This is a genomic window from Nocardiopsis sp. CNS-639 (genome assembly GCF_000381685.1).
In the GTDB taxonomy this organism is placed as follows: Bacteria; Actinomycetota; Actinomycetes; order Streptosporangiales; family Streptosporangiaceae; genus Nocardiopsis; species Nocardiopsis dassonvillei.
In genome coordinates, this window is sequence record NZ_KB906866.1 from 173,962 (window position 1) to 189,579 (window position 15,618).

Below are 15,618 nucleotides of genomic sequence, written 5' to 3' on the forward strand. Positions count from 1 at the left end.
TCCGCTGTGGGCCCGGCGTGCGATCCGGAGCCGGTCGGCGCACCGGTCCGAGGCCCCGTGCACCGGCGCCCCGGGCCCGTACCCCTCCCGGGTCCGCTCCAGCTCACCCCCGCTCGGAGGTGTCCCTGACCGGGCTGTCCTCGACGGCCGCGCCGGGCGCCCCGCGGTCGGGCGCGGCGGGGCTGTGCGCGTGCTGGGGCGGCGCGGTGTCCTCGCCCGCTCCCTCTCCCGCCGCCGGGATGCGCAGGGCGAGCAGGGCGACGTCGTCACCGCGGGGGGAGATGCGGGCGAGGAGTTCGTCGCAGAAGTCCTCGACGTCGCGGCGGGCCAGGGCGGCGGCGTGGCGGCGCAGGTTGGCCAGGCCCGTGTCGATGGGGTGGTCGCGGCTCTCGACGAGGCCGTCGGTGTACAGCAGCAGGGTGGACTCCGCGGGGATCTCCTCGCGGGCGTCGGACCAGTCCAGTCCCAGGTGCAGGGCGGCGCTCATCCCCAGCAGGGGTCCGTGGCCGTCCTCCAGGTAGCGGGTGTGGCCGTCGGCGGTGACGAGCAGCGGCGGGGGGTGTCCGGCGTTGACCCAGTGCAGACACCAGGGCCCGCCCTCGGGGCCCTCGATACGGGCGAAGACGGCGGTGGCCATGGGGGCGTCGCTGGTGTTGGTCATGGCCTCGTCCAGCCGCCGCATGATCAGGCTGGGCGGTTCCTGGCGGTCCCACGCCAGGGCGCGCAGCATGTTGCGGACCTCGGCCATGTGCGCGGCGGCCTGGAGGTCGTGGCCGACTACGTCGCCGATGACCATGGTCATGACGCCGTCGGCGAGCAGGAAGGCGTCGTACCAGTCCCCGCCGATCTCGGCGGCCTGCTGCGCGGGCTGGTAGCGGGCGGCGAACCGCAGGTGGTCGACCTGTGGCAGGGGGGTCAGCAGCTGGCGCTGCATGGTCTCGGCGACGTGGCGCTGCTGCGCGAAGAGCTGGGCGCTCTCCATCACCAGACCGGCGCGCCGGGCGACGTCCCCCAGAACGAGGATCTCGGCGTCGGTGTAGGCGGGCCGCTCCCCGGTGCGGGCCACGGTCAGCGCCCCGAAGACCTGCCTGTGGGTGTGCAGCGGCACCACCACCGCGGAGTGCCCGCCCAGGCGGTCGAACAGCCGCCGGTGCGCCCGGGCGAGCGGTTCGTCCGGTTCACGGGCGAGGTCACCGGCGACGAACAGGACGGGCTGGGTGCTGTACAGGGCGCGCATCAGCGCCGCGTGGGCGTCGGAGGACAGCGGCGGCAGCGGGCCCTTGAGCGCCTCGGCCGTGTCCTGGTCGCCGAGGGCGTGCACGGCGACGCGCTCCACCTCCTTGGTGCGCCCGTCGGTGACCATGTCGACCACCGCCCAGTCCCCCAGTTCCGGCACCAGCAGCCGGACCAGCCTGTCCAGCATCTCGGGCACGTCCAGGGTGGAGGCCAGGACCACGGAGATCTCCGCGACCAGGCTCAACCGGCCGGTGAGCTCCTCCAGGGCCGCCAGGTGCGCCGCGGTCTGCTCGGCGGCGTCGCGGTGCGCCCGGAAGTCGTGGAAGACGATGACCGCGCCCTCCAGGCGCCCCTCGTGCTGGAGCGGGGTGGTCGCCCAGATGATGGGCACGAGCGTGCCGTCCCCGCGCAGGAAGGACTCGCTGCTCCCCTCGGCCGGGTGGCCGCTGTCGAGCACGGCCAGGACGCGGCAGTCCTCCCTGGAGCTCCTCTCCCCCTCCGGGTCGCGGTGCAGCAGCTCGTGCAGGTCCAGGCCCAGCATCCGCTCCCTGGGCCGGCCGAGGATGTGCTGCGCGTAGGGGTTGGCGGCGGTGATCCGGCCGGTGGTGTCGATGACGAACATCCCCGCGCCCACGCTGTCGAACACCGCGCGCAGCAGGCCGGTCTCCAGCGGCCAGCCGTCGTCGCTCATCGCGCCGCCCTCCGGTTGCCGCGCCGCCGCGCGGGAGTTGGCCGCGGCCCCGCCGGGGCCGTCCGAAGGCTGCGCTCGAAGACACCCATGCGGTTCGCTTACCCACGTTTCTCCTGATGACCAGCGCCGTCAGTCTGCCCCGCGAGGCGGCCCGGGGAGCGCATTGCGGAGTCGGCGGCATGTCATCCACCGCCCGAGGGGCGCCCGCGAACCCCGCGGCGGACCCGCAGGAGGGGCGCCGGACCGACCGGGCTCCCGCCGGGCCCTCACCGGTCGGCGACCACGGCGGCCGGTGCGGGGGACGGCGGACCGCCGCCGGGCGGCGGAGCCGGGCCCCGGAAGCGGGAGGAAAAGCCTTTCCGCGGTGCCCCGCCAACGGTTAGCCTCATCTGGAGGTCTGACGGCACGGGGACGCGGGAGGAAGGCGGCCGGTGGCGAACTGCCCGGTGTGCTCACGTCAGGATCGGACGATCAAGGTGTCCGCCGTGGTCCGTGAGGGCACGACGACCACGCGGAGCGCCGGATCGTCGACGGTCCGCGGGGATGACGAATGGTCGTGGCTGCGCGGCGAAACGACGATCGCCCGGGCCCGGCACTCCTCCACCTCCTACTCCCAGAGCGCCCTGGCGGCGCAACTGAGCTTCCCCGCGCCGCCCGGAACGGCGCCCGGGCTCGCCCGGTGGATCGGAATCGCCCTGCTCGTGCTCGCCGCCCCGCTGGTGATCCAGTTCGGTGTCTTCGGCGCCGTACCGGCGGTGGCCACCGGTCTGGTCCTGCGCTGGCTGCTGGGTTGGGAGTGGAGAAGAGCGCTCATCGCGTCCGCCGCGGTCCTCCTCCTCGTGGGCCTGGTGGCCAACGGCGCCCTGAGCCTGCTCGGAGGAGTGGAGCGGTTCGCCTCCTTCGTGTTCGGCATGGTCGTGTGGGCACTGGTGATCGGAGCGGGAACCGCGCTGGTCCTGCGGGACGTCCAGAGCACCGAAGCGCGCAGGAAGCGGGACGCGCCCCTCAGGGCCCGCGCGTGGGGGATCTGGCAGCGGCTGTACTTCTGTTTCCGTGACGACCTGGTCTTCGACCCCGCCTCCGGCGCGCACGGGCCTCCGACCGCCGTACGGCGGCTCATCGGGTATCCCGGCGAGTCGTGACGCATGCCGGTCCCGGGGGTCGTCCCTCGGACCGGCAGCGGTTCCGGCGGGCGGTGCGCGACGCCCCGCGCGGGAAGGCCTCCGTGCGCTCCGCGCCCCGCCCTGACCGGTGACGCTCACCCGGACGTCCCACCATCGGATGGTCAGTGCCAGAATGCGCAGTGTGAGACACCAGCACTCGGACAACGCAGACCCCGCCCAGGACTCCCCGCGGATCAGCCCGCCCAAGAGCAGCGCGGCCGGACTCCCCGCCGTGCTCAACAGCCTCCGGCACCTCAACGAGCACACCGGCGTGCGGCGCGGACTGCCCGCCATGCTCGCGATCAACCAGAAGCGCGGCTTCGACTGCCCCGGCTGCGCCTGGCCCGAGGGGGACAAGAGGCACCGGGCCGAGTTCTGCGAGAACGGCGCCAAGGCCGTCGCGGAGGAGGCCACGGCCACGGCTCTGACCGGGGAGTTCTTCGCCGAGCACCCGGTCTCCGAGCTGGCCGGGCGGTCCGGGTACTGGCTGGGCCAGCAGGGCCGCCTCTCCGAGCCGCTGTACCTGGCCGAGGGCGCCACCCACTACGAGCCGGTCAGCTGGGAGCGCGCGCTGGACCTGGTCGCCGAGGACCTGCGGGCGCTGGACTCCCCGGACCAGGCGGTGTTCTACACCTCCGGGCGCACCAGCAACGAGGCGGCGTTCTGCTACCAGCTGTTCGCCCGCGCCCTCGGGACGAACAACATGCCCGACTGCTCCAACATGTGCCACGAGTCGTCCGGTTCGGCCCTGACCGAGACCCTGGGCGTGGGCAAGGGCAGCGTGTCCCTGGAGGACCTGCGCGAGGCCGACCTCATCATCGTGGCCGGGCAGAACCCCGGCACCAACCACCCCCGTATGCTCACCGCCCTGGAGCGGGCCAAGAAGTCCGGGACGCGGATCGTCACCGTCAACCCGCTGCCCGAGGCGGGGATGCGCGAGTTCCGCAACCCCCAGCGCGCGGGCGGCCTGCTGGGGCGCGGCACCGAGCTGACCGACCTGTTCGCGCAGGTGCGGCTGGGCGGCGACCTCGCCCTGTTCTCCGCCCTCAACCGCCTGCTGCTGGAGGCCGACGAGCGCGGTGAGCCGGTCCTGGACCGGGAGTTCGTCTCCTCCCACACCCACGGGTTCGAGCAGTTCGCCAAGGCGCTGCTGGCCGAGCCGGACGAGGAGTTCTGGGCGCGCACCGAGCGCGACACCGGCCTGGAGCGGGAGCTGATCGAGCGGATCTTCGCGATGGTCACCTCCTCCGAGCGGATCGTGGTGTGCTGGGCGATGGGGCTGACCCAGCACCGGCACTCGGTGCCCACCATCCGCGAGGTGGTCAACTTCCTGCTGCTGCGCGGCAACGTGGGCCGCCCGGGCGCGGGCGTGTGCCCGGTGCGCGGCCACTCCAACGTGCAGGGCGACCGCACGATGGGGATCTTCGAGCGCCCGGCCGAGGAGTTCCTGGACGCCTTGGGCGCCGAGTTCGGCTTCGCGCCGCCGCGTGAGCACGGGTACGACACCGTCAACGCCATCCGCGCCATGGCGCGCGGTGACGTGCGGGTGTTCTTCGCGATGGGCGGCAACTTCGTCGCGGCCACCCCGGACACGCTGGTGACCGAGGACGCCATGCGCCGGGTGGGGCTGACGGTGCACGTGTCCACCAAGCTGAACCGCTCGCACGTGGTGACGGGGACGCGGGCGCTGATCCTGCCCGCCCTGGGGCGCAGCGACCGCGACCTGCGCGACGGCGAGCCGCGGTGGGTGACGGTGGAGGACTCCATGGGCAAGGTGCACGCCTCCCACGGCGTACTGGCCCCGCTGTCGCCGGGTATGCGCTCGGAGGTGGACATCGTCTGCGACCTGGCCGAACGGGTGCTCGGCGACTTCCCGGTGGCGTGGTCGGAGCTGACCGACTACGACCGGGTGCGCGAGCACGTGGCCGCGGTGGTGCCGGGGTTCGAGGACTTCAACGCCCGCGCGCGCAGGCCCGGCGGGTTCACCCTGCCGCACGCCCCGCGCGACGACCGGCGCTTCCCCACCGCGACCGGGCTGGCCAACTTCACGGTGAACGGCACGTACGCGCCGGAGGTGCCCGAGGGGCGGCTGCTGTTGCAGACGCTGCGCTCGCACGACCAGTACAACACCACGGTCTACGGCCTCGACGACCGGTACCGGGGCATCAAGGACGGCCGCCGGGTCGTGCTGGTCAACCCCGAGGACGCGCGGGAGCTGGGGCTGGCCGACGGCGCCTACACCGACCTCGTGAGCGAGTGGCACGACGGCAGGGAGCGGCGCGCGGCGCACTTCCGGGTGGTGCACTACCCGACCGCGCGCGGGTGCGCGGCCTCCTACTTCCCGGAGACGAACGTGCTGGTGCCGCTGGACTCCACGGCCGAGGTGAGCAACACGCCGACGTCGAAGTCGGTGGTGGTGCGCTTCGAGCCCGACTCCGGGGCCGTATGACCCCGTGACCGGAACGGTGCCCCGGCCCGTCCCCTTCGCCGGGCCCCACGCGTCACACCGGCAACCCTTCCGGCCGGCCCGCCGGGCCCGGCGGGTCGTCCGGTCCCGGGGCGCGCTCCCCGGGGCCCGGCGGACCGTCAGGCCTTGCGGGCGACGCCGCAGTACTGGTCGGCCGCGACGATCCCGCCCGCCTCCGCGGCGTCGGGCCGCCAGAGGGGCGCCGAGACCACGCCGGGCTCCAGCAGGTCGAGCCCGGCGAAGAAGCCCGCGATCTCCTCGGGGCTGCGCAGGTGGTAGGGCAGGGGCGCGGTCTCGTTCCAGCGCCGGGAAGCCTCGATCATCGGTTCGCTGGTGTCGGTCCCGTCGCACAGGGCCAGGAAGCTGCCCGGGGGCAGCGCGTCCACGTAGGCGCGCACGGTGGCGTAGGCCCGGGCGTTGTCGGGGGTGTGCCCCATGGCGCCCAGGATGGTGAGCGCGATGGGCCGGCCGAAGTCCAGGTGGGCGGCGGCCGCCTTGAGGACCTGCCCGGGCTCGTGCAGGTTGGCGTCGACGTAGTGGACCTCCCCCGTCCCCTCTCCGGCCAGGAGCGCGCGGGCGTGCGTGAGCACCAGCGGGTCGTTGTCCACGTAGACCACGCGGGCGTCGGGGGCGACGGCCTGGGCGACCTCGTGGGTGTTGTCGTGCGTGGGCAGCCCGGTGCCCACGTCCAGGAACTGGCGGACGCCCTCCTCCCGGGCCAGGTGGGTGACCGCGCGGATGAGGAACTCCCGGTCGGCGCGGGCCGCGGTGACCATCTCCGGGTAGGCCTGGAGCACGTAGTCGCCGACCTCGCGGTCGGCCGGGTAGTTGTCCTTGCCTCCCAGCCAGTAGTTCCACACCCGGGCGGAGTGTGCCACGGTGGTGTCGATGGGGGGTGTGTCCGTCATGGTGTGCCCTCTCACGGGAAGCGTGGTCCGCGCCCGTATTGTCCTGCTCGCGGAAAACGTGACGCAAGCGAAAGCGCCGTGTGCGCGGGCGTTCCCGAACGACGGGCGCCCGTGCCCGGACCCCGTCAGCGCCTTCGCCCGTCCCTCCGATCGCCTCCCCCGGCGTGGGGGCGTCAGCGGGGCCGCTCGTACCCTGGTGCGATGCCAGCGATCTATCTGATCCGTCACGGGAAGGCCTCCCCCGAGGCGGAGGACTACGACGAGTTGAGCCCGACCGGCTACGAGCAGGCGCGCCTGCTGGGCGCCGAGCTCCGGCGGCGCGGCCCCCGCGTCGGCCGCGTGGTGACCGGCGCGCTGCGCCGCCAGCGCCAGACGGCGGCCGCGGCCCTGGCCGAGGCGGGCCTGGACCTGGAGCCGGTCGGCGACGAGCGGTGGAACGAGTACGACCACCTCGGCCTGCTGGGCGCCCACCCGGGCGCGACCGGCTCGCTCCAGGAACGGCTCGACGCCTCCCTGACCTCGTGGATCGAGGCCGGGGGCAGCGGTCCGGGCACCTGGGAGGGTTTCCGGAGCGGGGTCCGGCAGGCGCTGGACGACCTGGTCGCCGGACTGGGCAAGGGGGAGACCGCGCTGGTCTTCACCTCCGCCGGGGTGATCGCGACGGTGTGCTCGACCCTGCTGGGCACGGCGCCCACCGGGTTCCTGGCCCTGAACCGCGTGGTGGTCAACGGTTCGGTGAGCAAGCTGCTGCACGGCCGGGGCGGCACCCGGCTGCTGTCCTTCAACGACCACGCCCACCTGGAGCAGGGCGGTCCCGCGCTGATGACCTACCGCTGAACGCACGTGCCGCCCGACGCGCGTCCGGCGCAAACCGACCGGTTGGTACCGCCTCCAGGGCGGCCGGTACGACCGCGTACGCCCCCCTGGTCCCGGCCCCGACCCGCGTCCCCGCGGGTCGGGGCCGGGACCGCACACAGCCCCGCGGACCCCTGGTCCGATCGGCCCGCGGAGGACCCCCCGAGGGACCGGGCGCGGTCCGGCCGCCCGGCTCACCCCGCCTGGGCGCCGCCCGCCTCCCGGCGCTCGGCGTCGCGCCGCAGCACCGCGCGCAGGGCCAGTTCGTAGCCGAAGACCCCGCACCCGGCGACGTAGCCCGCGGCCACCGGCGCGGTCACCGAGGTGTGCCGGAACTCCTCGCGCGCGTAGACGTTGGAGATGTGCACCTCCACCACGGGCGCCTCGACCGCGTCGATCGCGTCGCGCAGCGCGATGCCGTAGTGCGCGTAGGCGCCGGGGTTGAGCACCACCCCGGCCCAGTCGCGGGCGGCGTGGATCCGGTCCACCATCACGCCCTCGCTGTTGCTCTGCGCGCACACCACCCGCACGCCCAGCTCCTCGCCGAGGGAGACCACCCGCCGTTCGACCTCCGCCAGGGTGGTGGTGCCGTACTGCCCGGGGTCGCGGGTGCCCAGCAGGTTGAGGTTGGGGCCGTTGAGCAGCAGGACGGTGCGGGAGGGGTCGGACACAGCGGACATGCGGGTCAGCGCTCCTTCTCGGGTCGGTGGCAGCAAGCTTAGGGCCCGGGAGGAGCCGTGGCCCCGGTCGCCCCGGAGTCCCGCGGACGGGGTAGCATACCGACCAGTCGGTCCACGATTCCGAGGAGGCGACCCGTGGCGTCCACCCTGCTGTCCACGCGCGACCTGCACTTCCTGCTCTACGAGTGGCTCGACACCGAGGCGCTCACCAGACGCCCCCACTACGCCGACCACTCGCGCGAGACCCTCGACGCCGCGCTGGAGCTGGCCGAACGCGTGGCCACCGACCACTTCGCGCCGCACAACAAGACGGGCGACGCCAACGAGCCCCGCTTCGACGGCGAGCGCGTCCACGTCATCCCCGAGGTGGGGAAGGCCCTGGAGGTCTACGCCGCGACCGGCCTGAGCGCCGCCGGGATGCCCGCCTCCGTGGGCGGCGCCCAGATCCCGCACGTGGTCTCCAGCGCGTGCGGCGCCTACTTCCAGGCCGCCAACCTGGGCACCTCGGCCTACCCCTTCCTCACCTCGGGCAACGCGCGCCTGCTCCTGGCGCACGGCAGTCCCGAGCAGGTCGACACCTGGGTGCGACCCATGGTGGAGGGGCGCTTCACCGGGACCATGTGCCTGTCCGAGCCGCAGGCGGGCAGCTCTCTGGCCGACATCACCACCCGCGCCGAGGAGGACGGGGAGGGCGGCTACCGGCTGTTCGGCAACAAGATGTGGATCTCGGCGGGCGACCACGAGCTGACCGAGAACATCGTGCACCTGGTGCTGGCCAAGATCCCCGGCGGCCCGCCCGGGGTCCGGGGCATCTCCCTGTTCGTCGTGCCCAAGTACCTGCTGGAGGCCGACGGGTCGGTCGGCGAGCGCAACGACGTCGTGCCCGCCGGGCTCAACCACAAGATGGGCTACCGGGGCACCGTCAACGCGCTGCTCAACTTCGGCGAGGGCCGCCACACCCCCGGCGGGCGGCCGGGCGCGGTGGGCTACCTGGTCGGCGAGCCCCACCAGGGGCTGAAGTACATGTTCCACATGATGAACGGGGCCCGGATCGGGGTGGGCGCGGGCGCCGCCGCCGTCGGCTACACCGGCTACCTCAAGTCGCTGGCCTACGCCCGCGAACGCCTCCAGGGCCGCCCGCTGGGCGACAAGGACCCCGGGCGGCCGCAGGTCCCCATCGTCGAGCACACCGACGTGCGCCGGATGCTGCTCGCCCAGAAGAGCTACGTCGAGGGCGCGCTCGCCCTGGTGCTGTACTGCGCCCGGCTGGTGGACGAGACCGCCAGCGCCGGGGACGGCAAGGTGCGCGAGCGCGCCCACCTGCTGCTGGACGTGCTCACGCCGATCGCCAAGAGCTGGCCCTCCCAGTGGTGCGTGGAGGCCAACAGCCTGGCCATCCAGGTGCACGGCGGGTACGGGTACACGCGCGAGTACGACGTGGAGCAGCACTACCGGGACAACCGGCTCAACCCGATCCACGAGGGGACCCACGGCGTCCAGGCCCTGGACCTGCTGGGCCGCAAGGCCGTGCTCGACGGCGGCTCCCGGCTGTCGCTGCTGGTGGAGACCGCGCGCGCCACGGCGGACCGGGCCCGGGAGCTGGGCGGGCGCGAGGCCGAGTACGCGCGGCTGCTGTCGGAGGCCCTGGACCGGACCGCGGAGACGGCCGCCGCGGCCTGGGCCGGGGGCGACCCGGCGGTGGCGCTGGCCAACGCCACCCCCTACCTGGAGGCGGTGGGACACGTGGTGGTCGCCTGGATGTGGCTGGAGCAGCTGGTGGCCGCGCACGGGCGCGAGGGCGGTTTCTACGAGGGCAAGCGCGCCGCGGCGGCGTACTTCTTCCGCCACGAGCTGCCGCGCACCGGGCCGCAGTTCGACCTGGTGGCCTCGCGCGACCGCACGGTGCTGGACGTCTCGCCCGACGTCCTCTGAGGGGCGGCGGGGGAGGCCGGGGCGCGTATGCCCCGGCCTCCCGGCCCCCGGACGCGGAACGCCCCAACGAAGGAAGGACTGCGCCGTTTAGCCCCCGACCGGGCAAAGGCGTTCGGTCTCGGGCACGTCCAGGACGAAGACGCGGCCCAGGTCGGCCTCCTCGTAGCCGTGGTCGATGTTGGCCACCCGCACGCGCTCGGGGCTGACCTCCACGATCCGCACCCTGATCGGCTCCTCCCGCCCGGGAAGGCTGAGCAGCCAGGGGTCGGCCAGGTAGGACAGTCCCCAGGCGTCCAGGACGGCGCGGGCGGAGTCCTCGTCACCGGGACCGTCGAGCGGACGGCCGAAGGGGGTGACGGGGCGGTAGCGCCCCTCCCCCGCGGGTTCGAGGTAGCCGAGCACCTCGCCGTCCTCGTCGCGGCGGTGCACCGGCCAGTCCTCGGGGATCACGCTTCCTCCTTCCGGTCGAGCCGCTGGCGTGCGTAGAACGCCATGGCCTCGTGCTGGTAGTCGGCCAGTCCCGGGGCACAGCCCTCGTAGACCTCGCGCCAGGGTCCCTCCTCGGCGTAGCTCCGGCCCAGGTTCTCGAACGCGCCCGCGTCGGGCGTCCACGCCCACATCCGACTCACCACCAGGTAGTGGACGTGCACCTCGGCCTGGACCGCCGGGTCGTCGGGCGGGATGCCCGCGACCAGGTGGGCGGCCATGCGCCGCAGCTGGTCCGCGGCCTCGTCGCGGTACCGCTCCCGGTCGTCCTCGGTCATCCCCTCCGTGGTCCGCCGCGCCCGCTCCCACGTGTGCGGCCACTCGACGCGGGCGCGCTCGCTGTAGTCGGACGTGTCGAACCCGGCGAACAGGTCCTCGGGGTGGTGTACGGCCTTCATGGCGTCTGCCTCCTCCAGTGCGTCGACGGTACGACGCACGGTGGCGACGAGGGTGTCGACGCGGTCCCGCTCGACCAGCAGGGCGCGCAGGTGGTCGCGCAGCGCCCCGGTCCGATCCCCGCGCTCGTCCAGCACGCGGGTGATGTCCGACAGCCCCATGCCCAGCTCGCGCATCACCAGGATGTGCTGGAGGCGCAGCAGCTGGCCGTGCCCGTAGTGGCGGATCCCGCCAGGGCCGATCCGCTCGGGCTCCAGCAGGCCGATCCGGTGGTAGTGCCGCAGGGTGCGGGAGGTGACGCCGCTCATACGGCACACCTCTCCCATCGACCAGGACATCGCGGTCTCTCCCTCGTCGGGCCGGTCCCTCCGGCCCGGGGAACGACGTTAGGCGTTGACGCTACGTCAACCGCAACACGTTCTCGTCCGGGTTTTCCCGCGCCCGCGCGGACGCGGGAAAACCCGGACGCGGGGACCAGCGGGCCGTGTGGTCCAGCCCGCCCCGTGTGGAGGCAGACGCGGGAAAACCGCTTCGGCGCGGGCGGGGTCCTGTGCCAGGCTGGCACCATGTCCGACCCTCGTTGCGCGCTGCTGCGCTGGCAGTTCGACTTCACCTGGTCCCTGTTCGAGTACCACCTGGAGCGCCTGGAGCCCGGCGACCTGCTCTGGGAGCCCGGCCCCCTGTGCTGGACGGTGCGCCGGGACGGCGGGGGCCGCTGGGTGCCCGACTGGGCGGACACCGAACCCGACCCCGTGCCCGTCCCCACCGCGGCCTGGGTCACCTGGCACATCGGCTGGTGGTGGTCCACGGCCCTGGACCACCTGCGGGGACGCGTTCCGCGCGAGCGCGAGGAGGTCCACTGGCCGGGCCCGGAGGAGGCGGCCGACTGGCTGCGCGCACTGCGGACGCAGTGGCTGGAGGTGCTGGAGGGGCTCACCGGCCCGGACCTGGACGCCCCCGCCGCGTTCCCCTGGCCGCCGGACTCGGGGCTGGCGGTCGAGCACACGGCCGCCTGGGTCAACGGCGAGCTGATGAAGAACGTGGCCGAGCTCGGGCAGCTGCGGCTGCTGCGGGTCGCGTCGGCGTCCGAGGCCTGACACCCGTCGAGGACGGGTGGGCGGGGCTCCCATCGCGACGGGCCGAAAACGTGTCCGGTGTGACGTGGGGGTTCCTCGTCGGCGACCCCGCTCCCGGCGGCACCGCGGGCCGTCGGGGGTGCCGCGGGGAGCGGGACCGCCTCCGGCGGGCGCGCCGCGGAGGGCCCCGCCGGTCACGGCGCTAACGGCGGGCCGGGCCGCTGGCCAGCGCGACCAGGGCGCCGAGCACCGACAGGGCCGCCAGCAGCAGGAACACCGCCGGGTAGCCGCCCAGGGGCCCGGCCAGCAGCGCGCACGCCCCCGGCGCCAGGGCCATCGTGAGCATGAGCGGGGTGTGCATGATGCCGTTGAGCGTGGTGTAGTGCTCCTCCCCCCAGCGGTCCGCCACGGCCGTGGCCTGGAGCAGGGTGAGCACGCCCCGCGCGGCGCCCACCAGCGCCGCCGCGGTCATGACCAGCCACAGCGGCCCGCTGACCAGGGAGATCAGGCCGGTCGCCCCGGCGCAGGCCAGGAGCGCCGCGGCGATCCGGTGCACCGCCCCGCTGTACCGCGCCAACGGGGCGTAGACGAGGCGGCCCAGCACCTGGCCCACGCCCACGGCGCTGAGCGTCCAGGCGGCCTCGGCGGTGCCGAACCCGCGCCCCTCCATGAGCGGGACGACGCCGACCACGACCGCGTACACGGTGAGGGTGCCCAGGGCGAGCGCCGTGGTCAGCGCCCAGAACGCGCCGCTGCGGACCACCCCGCGCACCGCCCGGCGGTCCCCGGCCCGGTCGGCGGTGCCGCCGGGAGTCCAGGGCGGGGTCAGGGCCAGGGCGTGCAGCGGCAGCACCACCAGGGCCAGGACCAGGGCGAGGGCGAGGTAGGCGCCGCGCCAGCCGACCTGCGCCTCCAGGGCGGCGGTCAGCGGGGCGAAGACGGTACTGGCCAGCCCGCCGACCAGGGTGAGGGCGGTGAGCGCCCGGACCCTGCCCTGCCCGTACCAGCGGGTCAGGGCGGCGAAGGCGGGCGGGTAGGAGAGCCCGGCCACGGCGACTCCGGCCACCTGCCAGGCCGCGCCGAAGAACCACAGGTTCGGGGACAGAGCCAGTCCGGCGACGGCGACCGCGCCGAGCAGGGCCGCCGCGGTCATCACCGGCCGGGGGCCGCGCACGCGCAGCCAGCGGGCCACCAGGGGCCCGCCCAGCCCGGCCACGACCTGGGAACCGGAGAACAGGGCGATGACGGCGGGCAGGGACCAGCCGGTGTCCTCGGCGATGGCGGGCGCCAGCACGGGGAAGGCGTAGAACAGCACTCCCTGGCTGGCGGTGACGGTGACGCACAGGGCGGCCAACGCCCTGCGCGCGCCCGCGCCGGAGGGGGCCCGGTCCGACGCGCGGAGGGGTCGGTGGGTCATGCGCGCCGCCCGCACGGTGTCGGCCGGGTGTTCGGGGGAAGCGGGGGAACGGGGACAGGGTTCCGTTGCGCTTGCACGGGGGACTCCTCGCCCTGGGAGGGGCGGACCCAGGGATCGAACGGACAGGTGACGCGTTCGTGTACATACCCGCGCCACTACACCGAGTATTCACCGAATGGCTATCTGTCGCTTACCTGGAATTCCAGCTTTTGTCCCCCGGAATGGGGACCAGCTCCCCACCGCGCACGGAGAGAAAAGGCACCGCCCCCGGAAGGGCGCCGCACCCGGGATCGCGGGCAGGCGTTCATCCGGAACCCGGAGCCGTCCCGGGCGCCCCCGGGGCGCCTCCCGTGCCAGGGACCCGGACGGCTCGCGCCCCCGACGGCTCGCGCCCCGGACAACTCACGCCCCGATCGGCTCACGGCCGTGACAGCCCGGGCGACCCGCGTTCCGAGCAGCCCGCATCCCGGGCGACCCGCGTCCCGGACGCCTCAGCCCACGTAGCGCCGCGCACGGGACTCCCTGCGGGGCGCCTCCAGGGTGCGCAGCCCGCGCTCCACACCCGGCGGGACCGGCGCGCGTTCCCTCAGCACCCAGGGCAGCCCCCCGAGCGCCTCGGCGACGGCCATCGCGCTCGACAGGTCGCGCGGCACCGACCGCAGCACCGACCACGTGTGCCGCCACGCCCCGTCCACCGGGCGCCGCAGCCACGCGGTCCACAGGGTGTTGCGGATGCCCAGGCGCCGCCGCCGGGTGGGGTCGCGCACCGGCGAGGCGGCGTGGTGGGCGACCGTGTCCTCGTCCCAGCACATCCACCACCCGGCGGCGGCTAAGTCCAGCGCCAGCAGCTCCTCCTCCCCGCCCATCCACAGGCGCCGGGAGAAGCCCCCCGTCTGCCAGAAGGCGCGGACGCGGAACACGGTGACCCCGGCGAGCACCCCGAGCAGGGCGGGACCCGGCAGCCAGTCCGGCCCGGGCACCGGCGAGTGGCGCAGCTCCGGGGTGAGGGGGTCCTCGCCGCCCCCGGGCTCCACGATCAGCCGCGCCGTCACCGAACCCAGCCCGGGGTGGGCGTCCAACAGGTCGGCGGCCCGCTCCAGGGAGCCCGGTTCCCACCAGGTGTCGTCGTCGCAGAAGGCGACGTAGGGCGTGTCCAGGGCCTCCACCCCGACGTTGCGGCCCACCGAGCCCAGGTTGGCCCCCGCCCGGACGAGCCGCACCCACCGGTGGCGTTCGGCGACGGCCGCGGCCGTGCCGTCGCCCGAGGCGTTGTCCACGACGACGGTCGGCGGCGGCCCCGGCAGGTCCGCCAGCCGGTCCAGGGTGCGCAGCAGTTCCTCCCGGCGGTCGCGGGTGATGACCACGACGCCCACGCGCGCGCTCCGGTTCATGCCTCCTCCAGCAGGGCCAGGTCCCTCTCGACGTGCGCGGGCACCGGACGGCGCCGGGCCAGCACCGCGGGCAGGACCCGCAGCGCCCCGGTCAGGGCGCCGCGCGAGACGGGGTCGCGCAGCGAGCGCCCGGCCAGCCGGGCCGTGCGCGCCAGGGCCAGGCCGGGGCGGCGGCGCAGCCAGACCGTCAGCAGGGCGTTGCGCTCCTCCAGCGTGCGCCGCCACAGGCCGGGCGGACGCGCCGAGGACGGGTGGTGGTGCACGCGCACGTGCTCCAGGTGGCACAGCTCCCAGCCCGAGGCCGCCAGGTCCTGGGCCAGGAGGACCTCCTCCCCGGCGAAGAACAGCAGGTGGCTGAAGCCGCCCGCCTCCGTGAACGCCTCGCGCCGCACCACGGCGGCGCAGGCCAGGAAACCGAGGATCCGCGGGCCGGGCAGGCCGTCGCCGTCCGGGAGCGGGCTGTGGGCCAGCGCCCCGTTGAGCGGGTCGGGCCGCCCCTCCTCGCCGACGAACACCGACGCGGCGACCAGCCCCAGGCGCGGGTGGGCGTCCAGGGCGTCGGCCGCCGCCTCCAGCGCCCCCGGCGCCCACCAGGAGTCGTCGTCGCAGAAGGCGACGTAGGGCGTCCGGGCGCGCGCCACCCCGGTGTTGCGGGCGACGCAGCCGGTGTTGCGGTCCTGGCGCACGAGTTCGACGTCGGGGAACCCCTCGCGCACGGCCTCGGCGGTGCCGTCGGTGGAGGCGTTGTCCACGACCACCACGGGCGGGCGGGGCTCCAGCAGTTCCAGGTGCCCCAGCGTGCGCAGCAGCTCCTCGCGCCGGTCGCGGGTGGCCACCACCACGGTGACCCGTGAGCGCTCCGGATTCCCCACGCTGGCCCTCTCTCCCCTCTCGTGTCCCGACCCGCGCCTTCGCCGCGG

The 15,618-nt window shown here is 74.7% G+C and carries 13 protein-coding genes; 5 read left to right on the plus strand and 8 right to left on the minus strand.

Features of this window, described 5'->3' with window-relative positions; all coding sequences use genetic code 11:
• Positions 1–103: 103 nt before the first annotated feature.
• Complete coding sequence (locus G011_RS0119820; RefSeq protein ID WP_019610021.1) at positions 104–1,927, minus strand: SpoIIE family protein phosphatase; 1,824 nt, start codon at positions 1,925–1,927, stop codon at positions 104–106.
• A gap of 431 nt (positions 1,928–2,358) precedes the next feature.
• On the opposite strand from G011_RS0119820, the gene G011_RS0119825 reads away from it, so the two are divergent.
• Positions 2,359–3,069 carry a hypothetical protein gene (locus G011_RS0119825; RefSeq protein ID WP_026338467.1) on the plus strand — a complete coding sequence of 237 codons (711 nt, stop codon included), beginning with the start codon at positions 2,359–2,361 and terminating at the stop codon, positions 3,067–3,069.
• 154 nt (positions 3,070–3,223) lie between these two features.
• Positions 3,224–5,539, plus strand: coding sequence for an FdhF/YdeP family oxidoreductase (locus G011_RS0119830; protein ID WP_019610023.1), 2,316 nt, complete (start codon positions 3,224–3,226; stop codon positions 5,537–5,539).
• Positions 5,540–5,676: 137 nt separating this feature from the next.
• Here the strand turns inward: G011_RS0119830 and G011_RS0119835 are convergent, their stop codons facing one another.
• The gene (locus G011_RS0119835; RefSeq protein ID WP_019610024.1) at positions 5,677–6,465 is read right to left on the minus strand and encodes an SAM-dependent methyltransferase; all 789 of its coding nucleotides are present in this window, start codon (positions 6,463–6,465) and stop codon (positions 5,677–5,679) included.
• A 201-nt stretch (positions 6,466–6,666) separates the two neighbouring features.
• Between G011_RS0119835 and G011_RS0119840 the strand changes: the two genes are divergently transcribed.
• On the plus strand, positions 6,667–7,302 hold the full coding sequence (locus G011_RS0119840) for a histidine phosphatase family protein (protein ID WP_019610025.1): 636 nt from the start codon (positions 6,667–6,669) through the stop codon (positions 7,300–7,302).
• Between the two features lie 212 nt (positions 7,303–7,514).
• Here G011_RS0119840 and aroQ read toward each other — a convergent pair whose 3' ends face one another.
• Entirely contained in the window at positions 7,515–8,000 is a 486-nt protein-coding gene (gene aroQ, locus G011_RS0119845) for a type II 3-dehydroquinate dehydratase (protein WP_019610026.1), read from the minus strand.
• Positions 8,001–8,135: 135 nt separating this feature from the next.
• Here aroQ and G011_RS0119850 point away from each other — a divergent pair, with 135 nt between their 5' ends.
• Entirely contained in the window at positions 8,136–9,932 is a 1,797-nt protein-coding gene (locus tag G011_RS0119850) for an acyl-CoA dehydrogenase (protein ID WP_019610027.1), read from the plus strand.
• Positions 9,933–10,019: 87 nt separating this feature from the next.
• On the opposite strand, the gene G011_RS0119855 is transcribed toward G011_RS0119850, so the two are convergent.
• On the minus strand, positions 10,020–10,382 hold the full coding sequence (locus tag G011_RS0119855) for a hypothetical protein (protein ID WP_019610028.1): 363 nt from the start codon (positions 10,380–10,382) through the stop codon (positions 10,020–10,022).
• Positions 10,379–11,152: a MerR family transcriptional regulator gene (locus G011_RS0119860; RefSeq protein ID WP_026338468.1), complete on the minus strand. Its 774-nt coding sequence runs from the start codon at positions 11,150–11,152 to the stop codon at positions 10,379–10,381. Before G011_RS0119860 ends, G011_RS0119855 begins: the two co-directional genes overlap by 4 nt.
• A 228-nt stretch (positions 11,153–11,380) precedes the next feature.
• Here G011_RS0119860 and G011_RS0119865 point away from each other — a divergent pair, with 228 nt between their 5' ends.
• On the plus strand, positions 11,381–11,911 hold the full coding sequence (locus G011_RS0119865; protein WP_026338469.1) for a DinB family protein: 531 nt from the start codon (positions 11,381–11,383) through the stop codon (positions 11,909–11,911).
• 181 nt (positions 11,912–12,092) lie between these two features.
• Here the strand turns inward: G011_RS0119865 and G011_RS0119870 are convergent, their stop codons facing one another.
• The 3 genes from G011_RS0119870 to G011_RS0119880 all read right to left on the minus strand — a co-directional run bounded on the left by G011_RS0119870 (position 12,093) and on the right by G011_RS0119880 (position 15,570).
• Positions 12,093–13,307, minus strand: coding sequence for an MFS transporter (locus G011_RS0119870; protein WP_019610031.1), 1,215 nt, complete (start codon positions 13,305–13,307; stop codon positions 12,093–12,095).
• 491 nt (positions 13,308–13,798) lie between these two features.
• Positions 13,799–14,698 (minus strand): glycosyltransferase family 2 protein, encoded by a 900-nt coding sequence (locus G011_RS0119875; RefSeq protein ID WP_019610032.1) that lies wholly within the window; start codon positions 14,696–14,698, stop codon positions 13,799–13,801.
• On the minus strand, positions 14,695–15,570 hold the full coding sequence (locus G011_RS0119880; protein WP_019610033.1) for a glycosyltransferase family 2 protein: 876 nt from the start codon (positions 15,568–15,570) through the stop codon (positions 14,695–14,697). The genes G011_RS0119875 and G011_RS0119880 overlap by 4 nt, the downstream gene beginning before the upstream one ends.
• Positions 15,571–15,618: the final 48 nt, after the last annotated feature.

What these genes read in the sequence shown, in the direction of transcription:
- G011_RS0119820 (WP_019610021.1), bottom strand. Translation starts at nt 1,927, where the DNA reads ATGAGCGACGACGGCTGGCCGCTGGAGACCGGCCTGCTGCGCGCGGTG.
- G011_RS0119830 (WP_019610023.1), top strand. Translation starts at nt 3,224, where the DNA reads ATGCGCAGTGTGAGACACCAGCACTCGGACAACGCAGACCCCGCCCAG.
- G011_RS0119835 (WP_019610024.1), bottom strand. Translation starts at nt 6,465, where the DNA reads ATGACGGACACACCCCCCATCGACACCACCGTGGCACACTCCGCCCGG.
- G011_RS0119840 (WP_019610025.1), top strand. Translation starts at nt 6,667, where the DNA reads ATGCCAGCGATCTATCTGATCCGTCACGGGAAGGCCTCCCCCGAGGCG.
- aroQ (WP_019610026.1), bottom strand. Translation starts at nt 8,000, where the DNA reads ATGTCCGCTGTGTCCGACCCCTCCCGCACCGTCCTGCTGCTCAACGGC.
- G011_RS0119860 (WP_026338468.1), bottom strand. Translation starts at nt 11,152, where the DNA reads ATGTCCTGGTCGATGGGAGAGGTGTGCCGTATGAGCGGCGTCACCTCC.
- G011_RS0119865 (WP_026338469.1), top strand. Translation starts at nt 11,381, where the DNA reads ATGTCCGACCCTCGTTGCGCGCTGCTGCGCTGGCAGTTCGACTTCACC.
- G011_RS0119870 (WP_019610031.1), bottom strand. Translation starts at nt 13,307, where the DNA reads ATGACCCACCGACCCCTCCGCGCGTCGGACCGGGCCCCCTCCGGCGCG.
- G011_RS0119875 (WP_019610032.1), bottom strand. Translation starts at nt 14,698, where the DNA reads ATGAACCGGAGCGCGCGCGTGGGCGTCGTGGTCATCACCCGCGACCGC.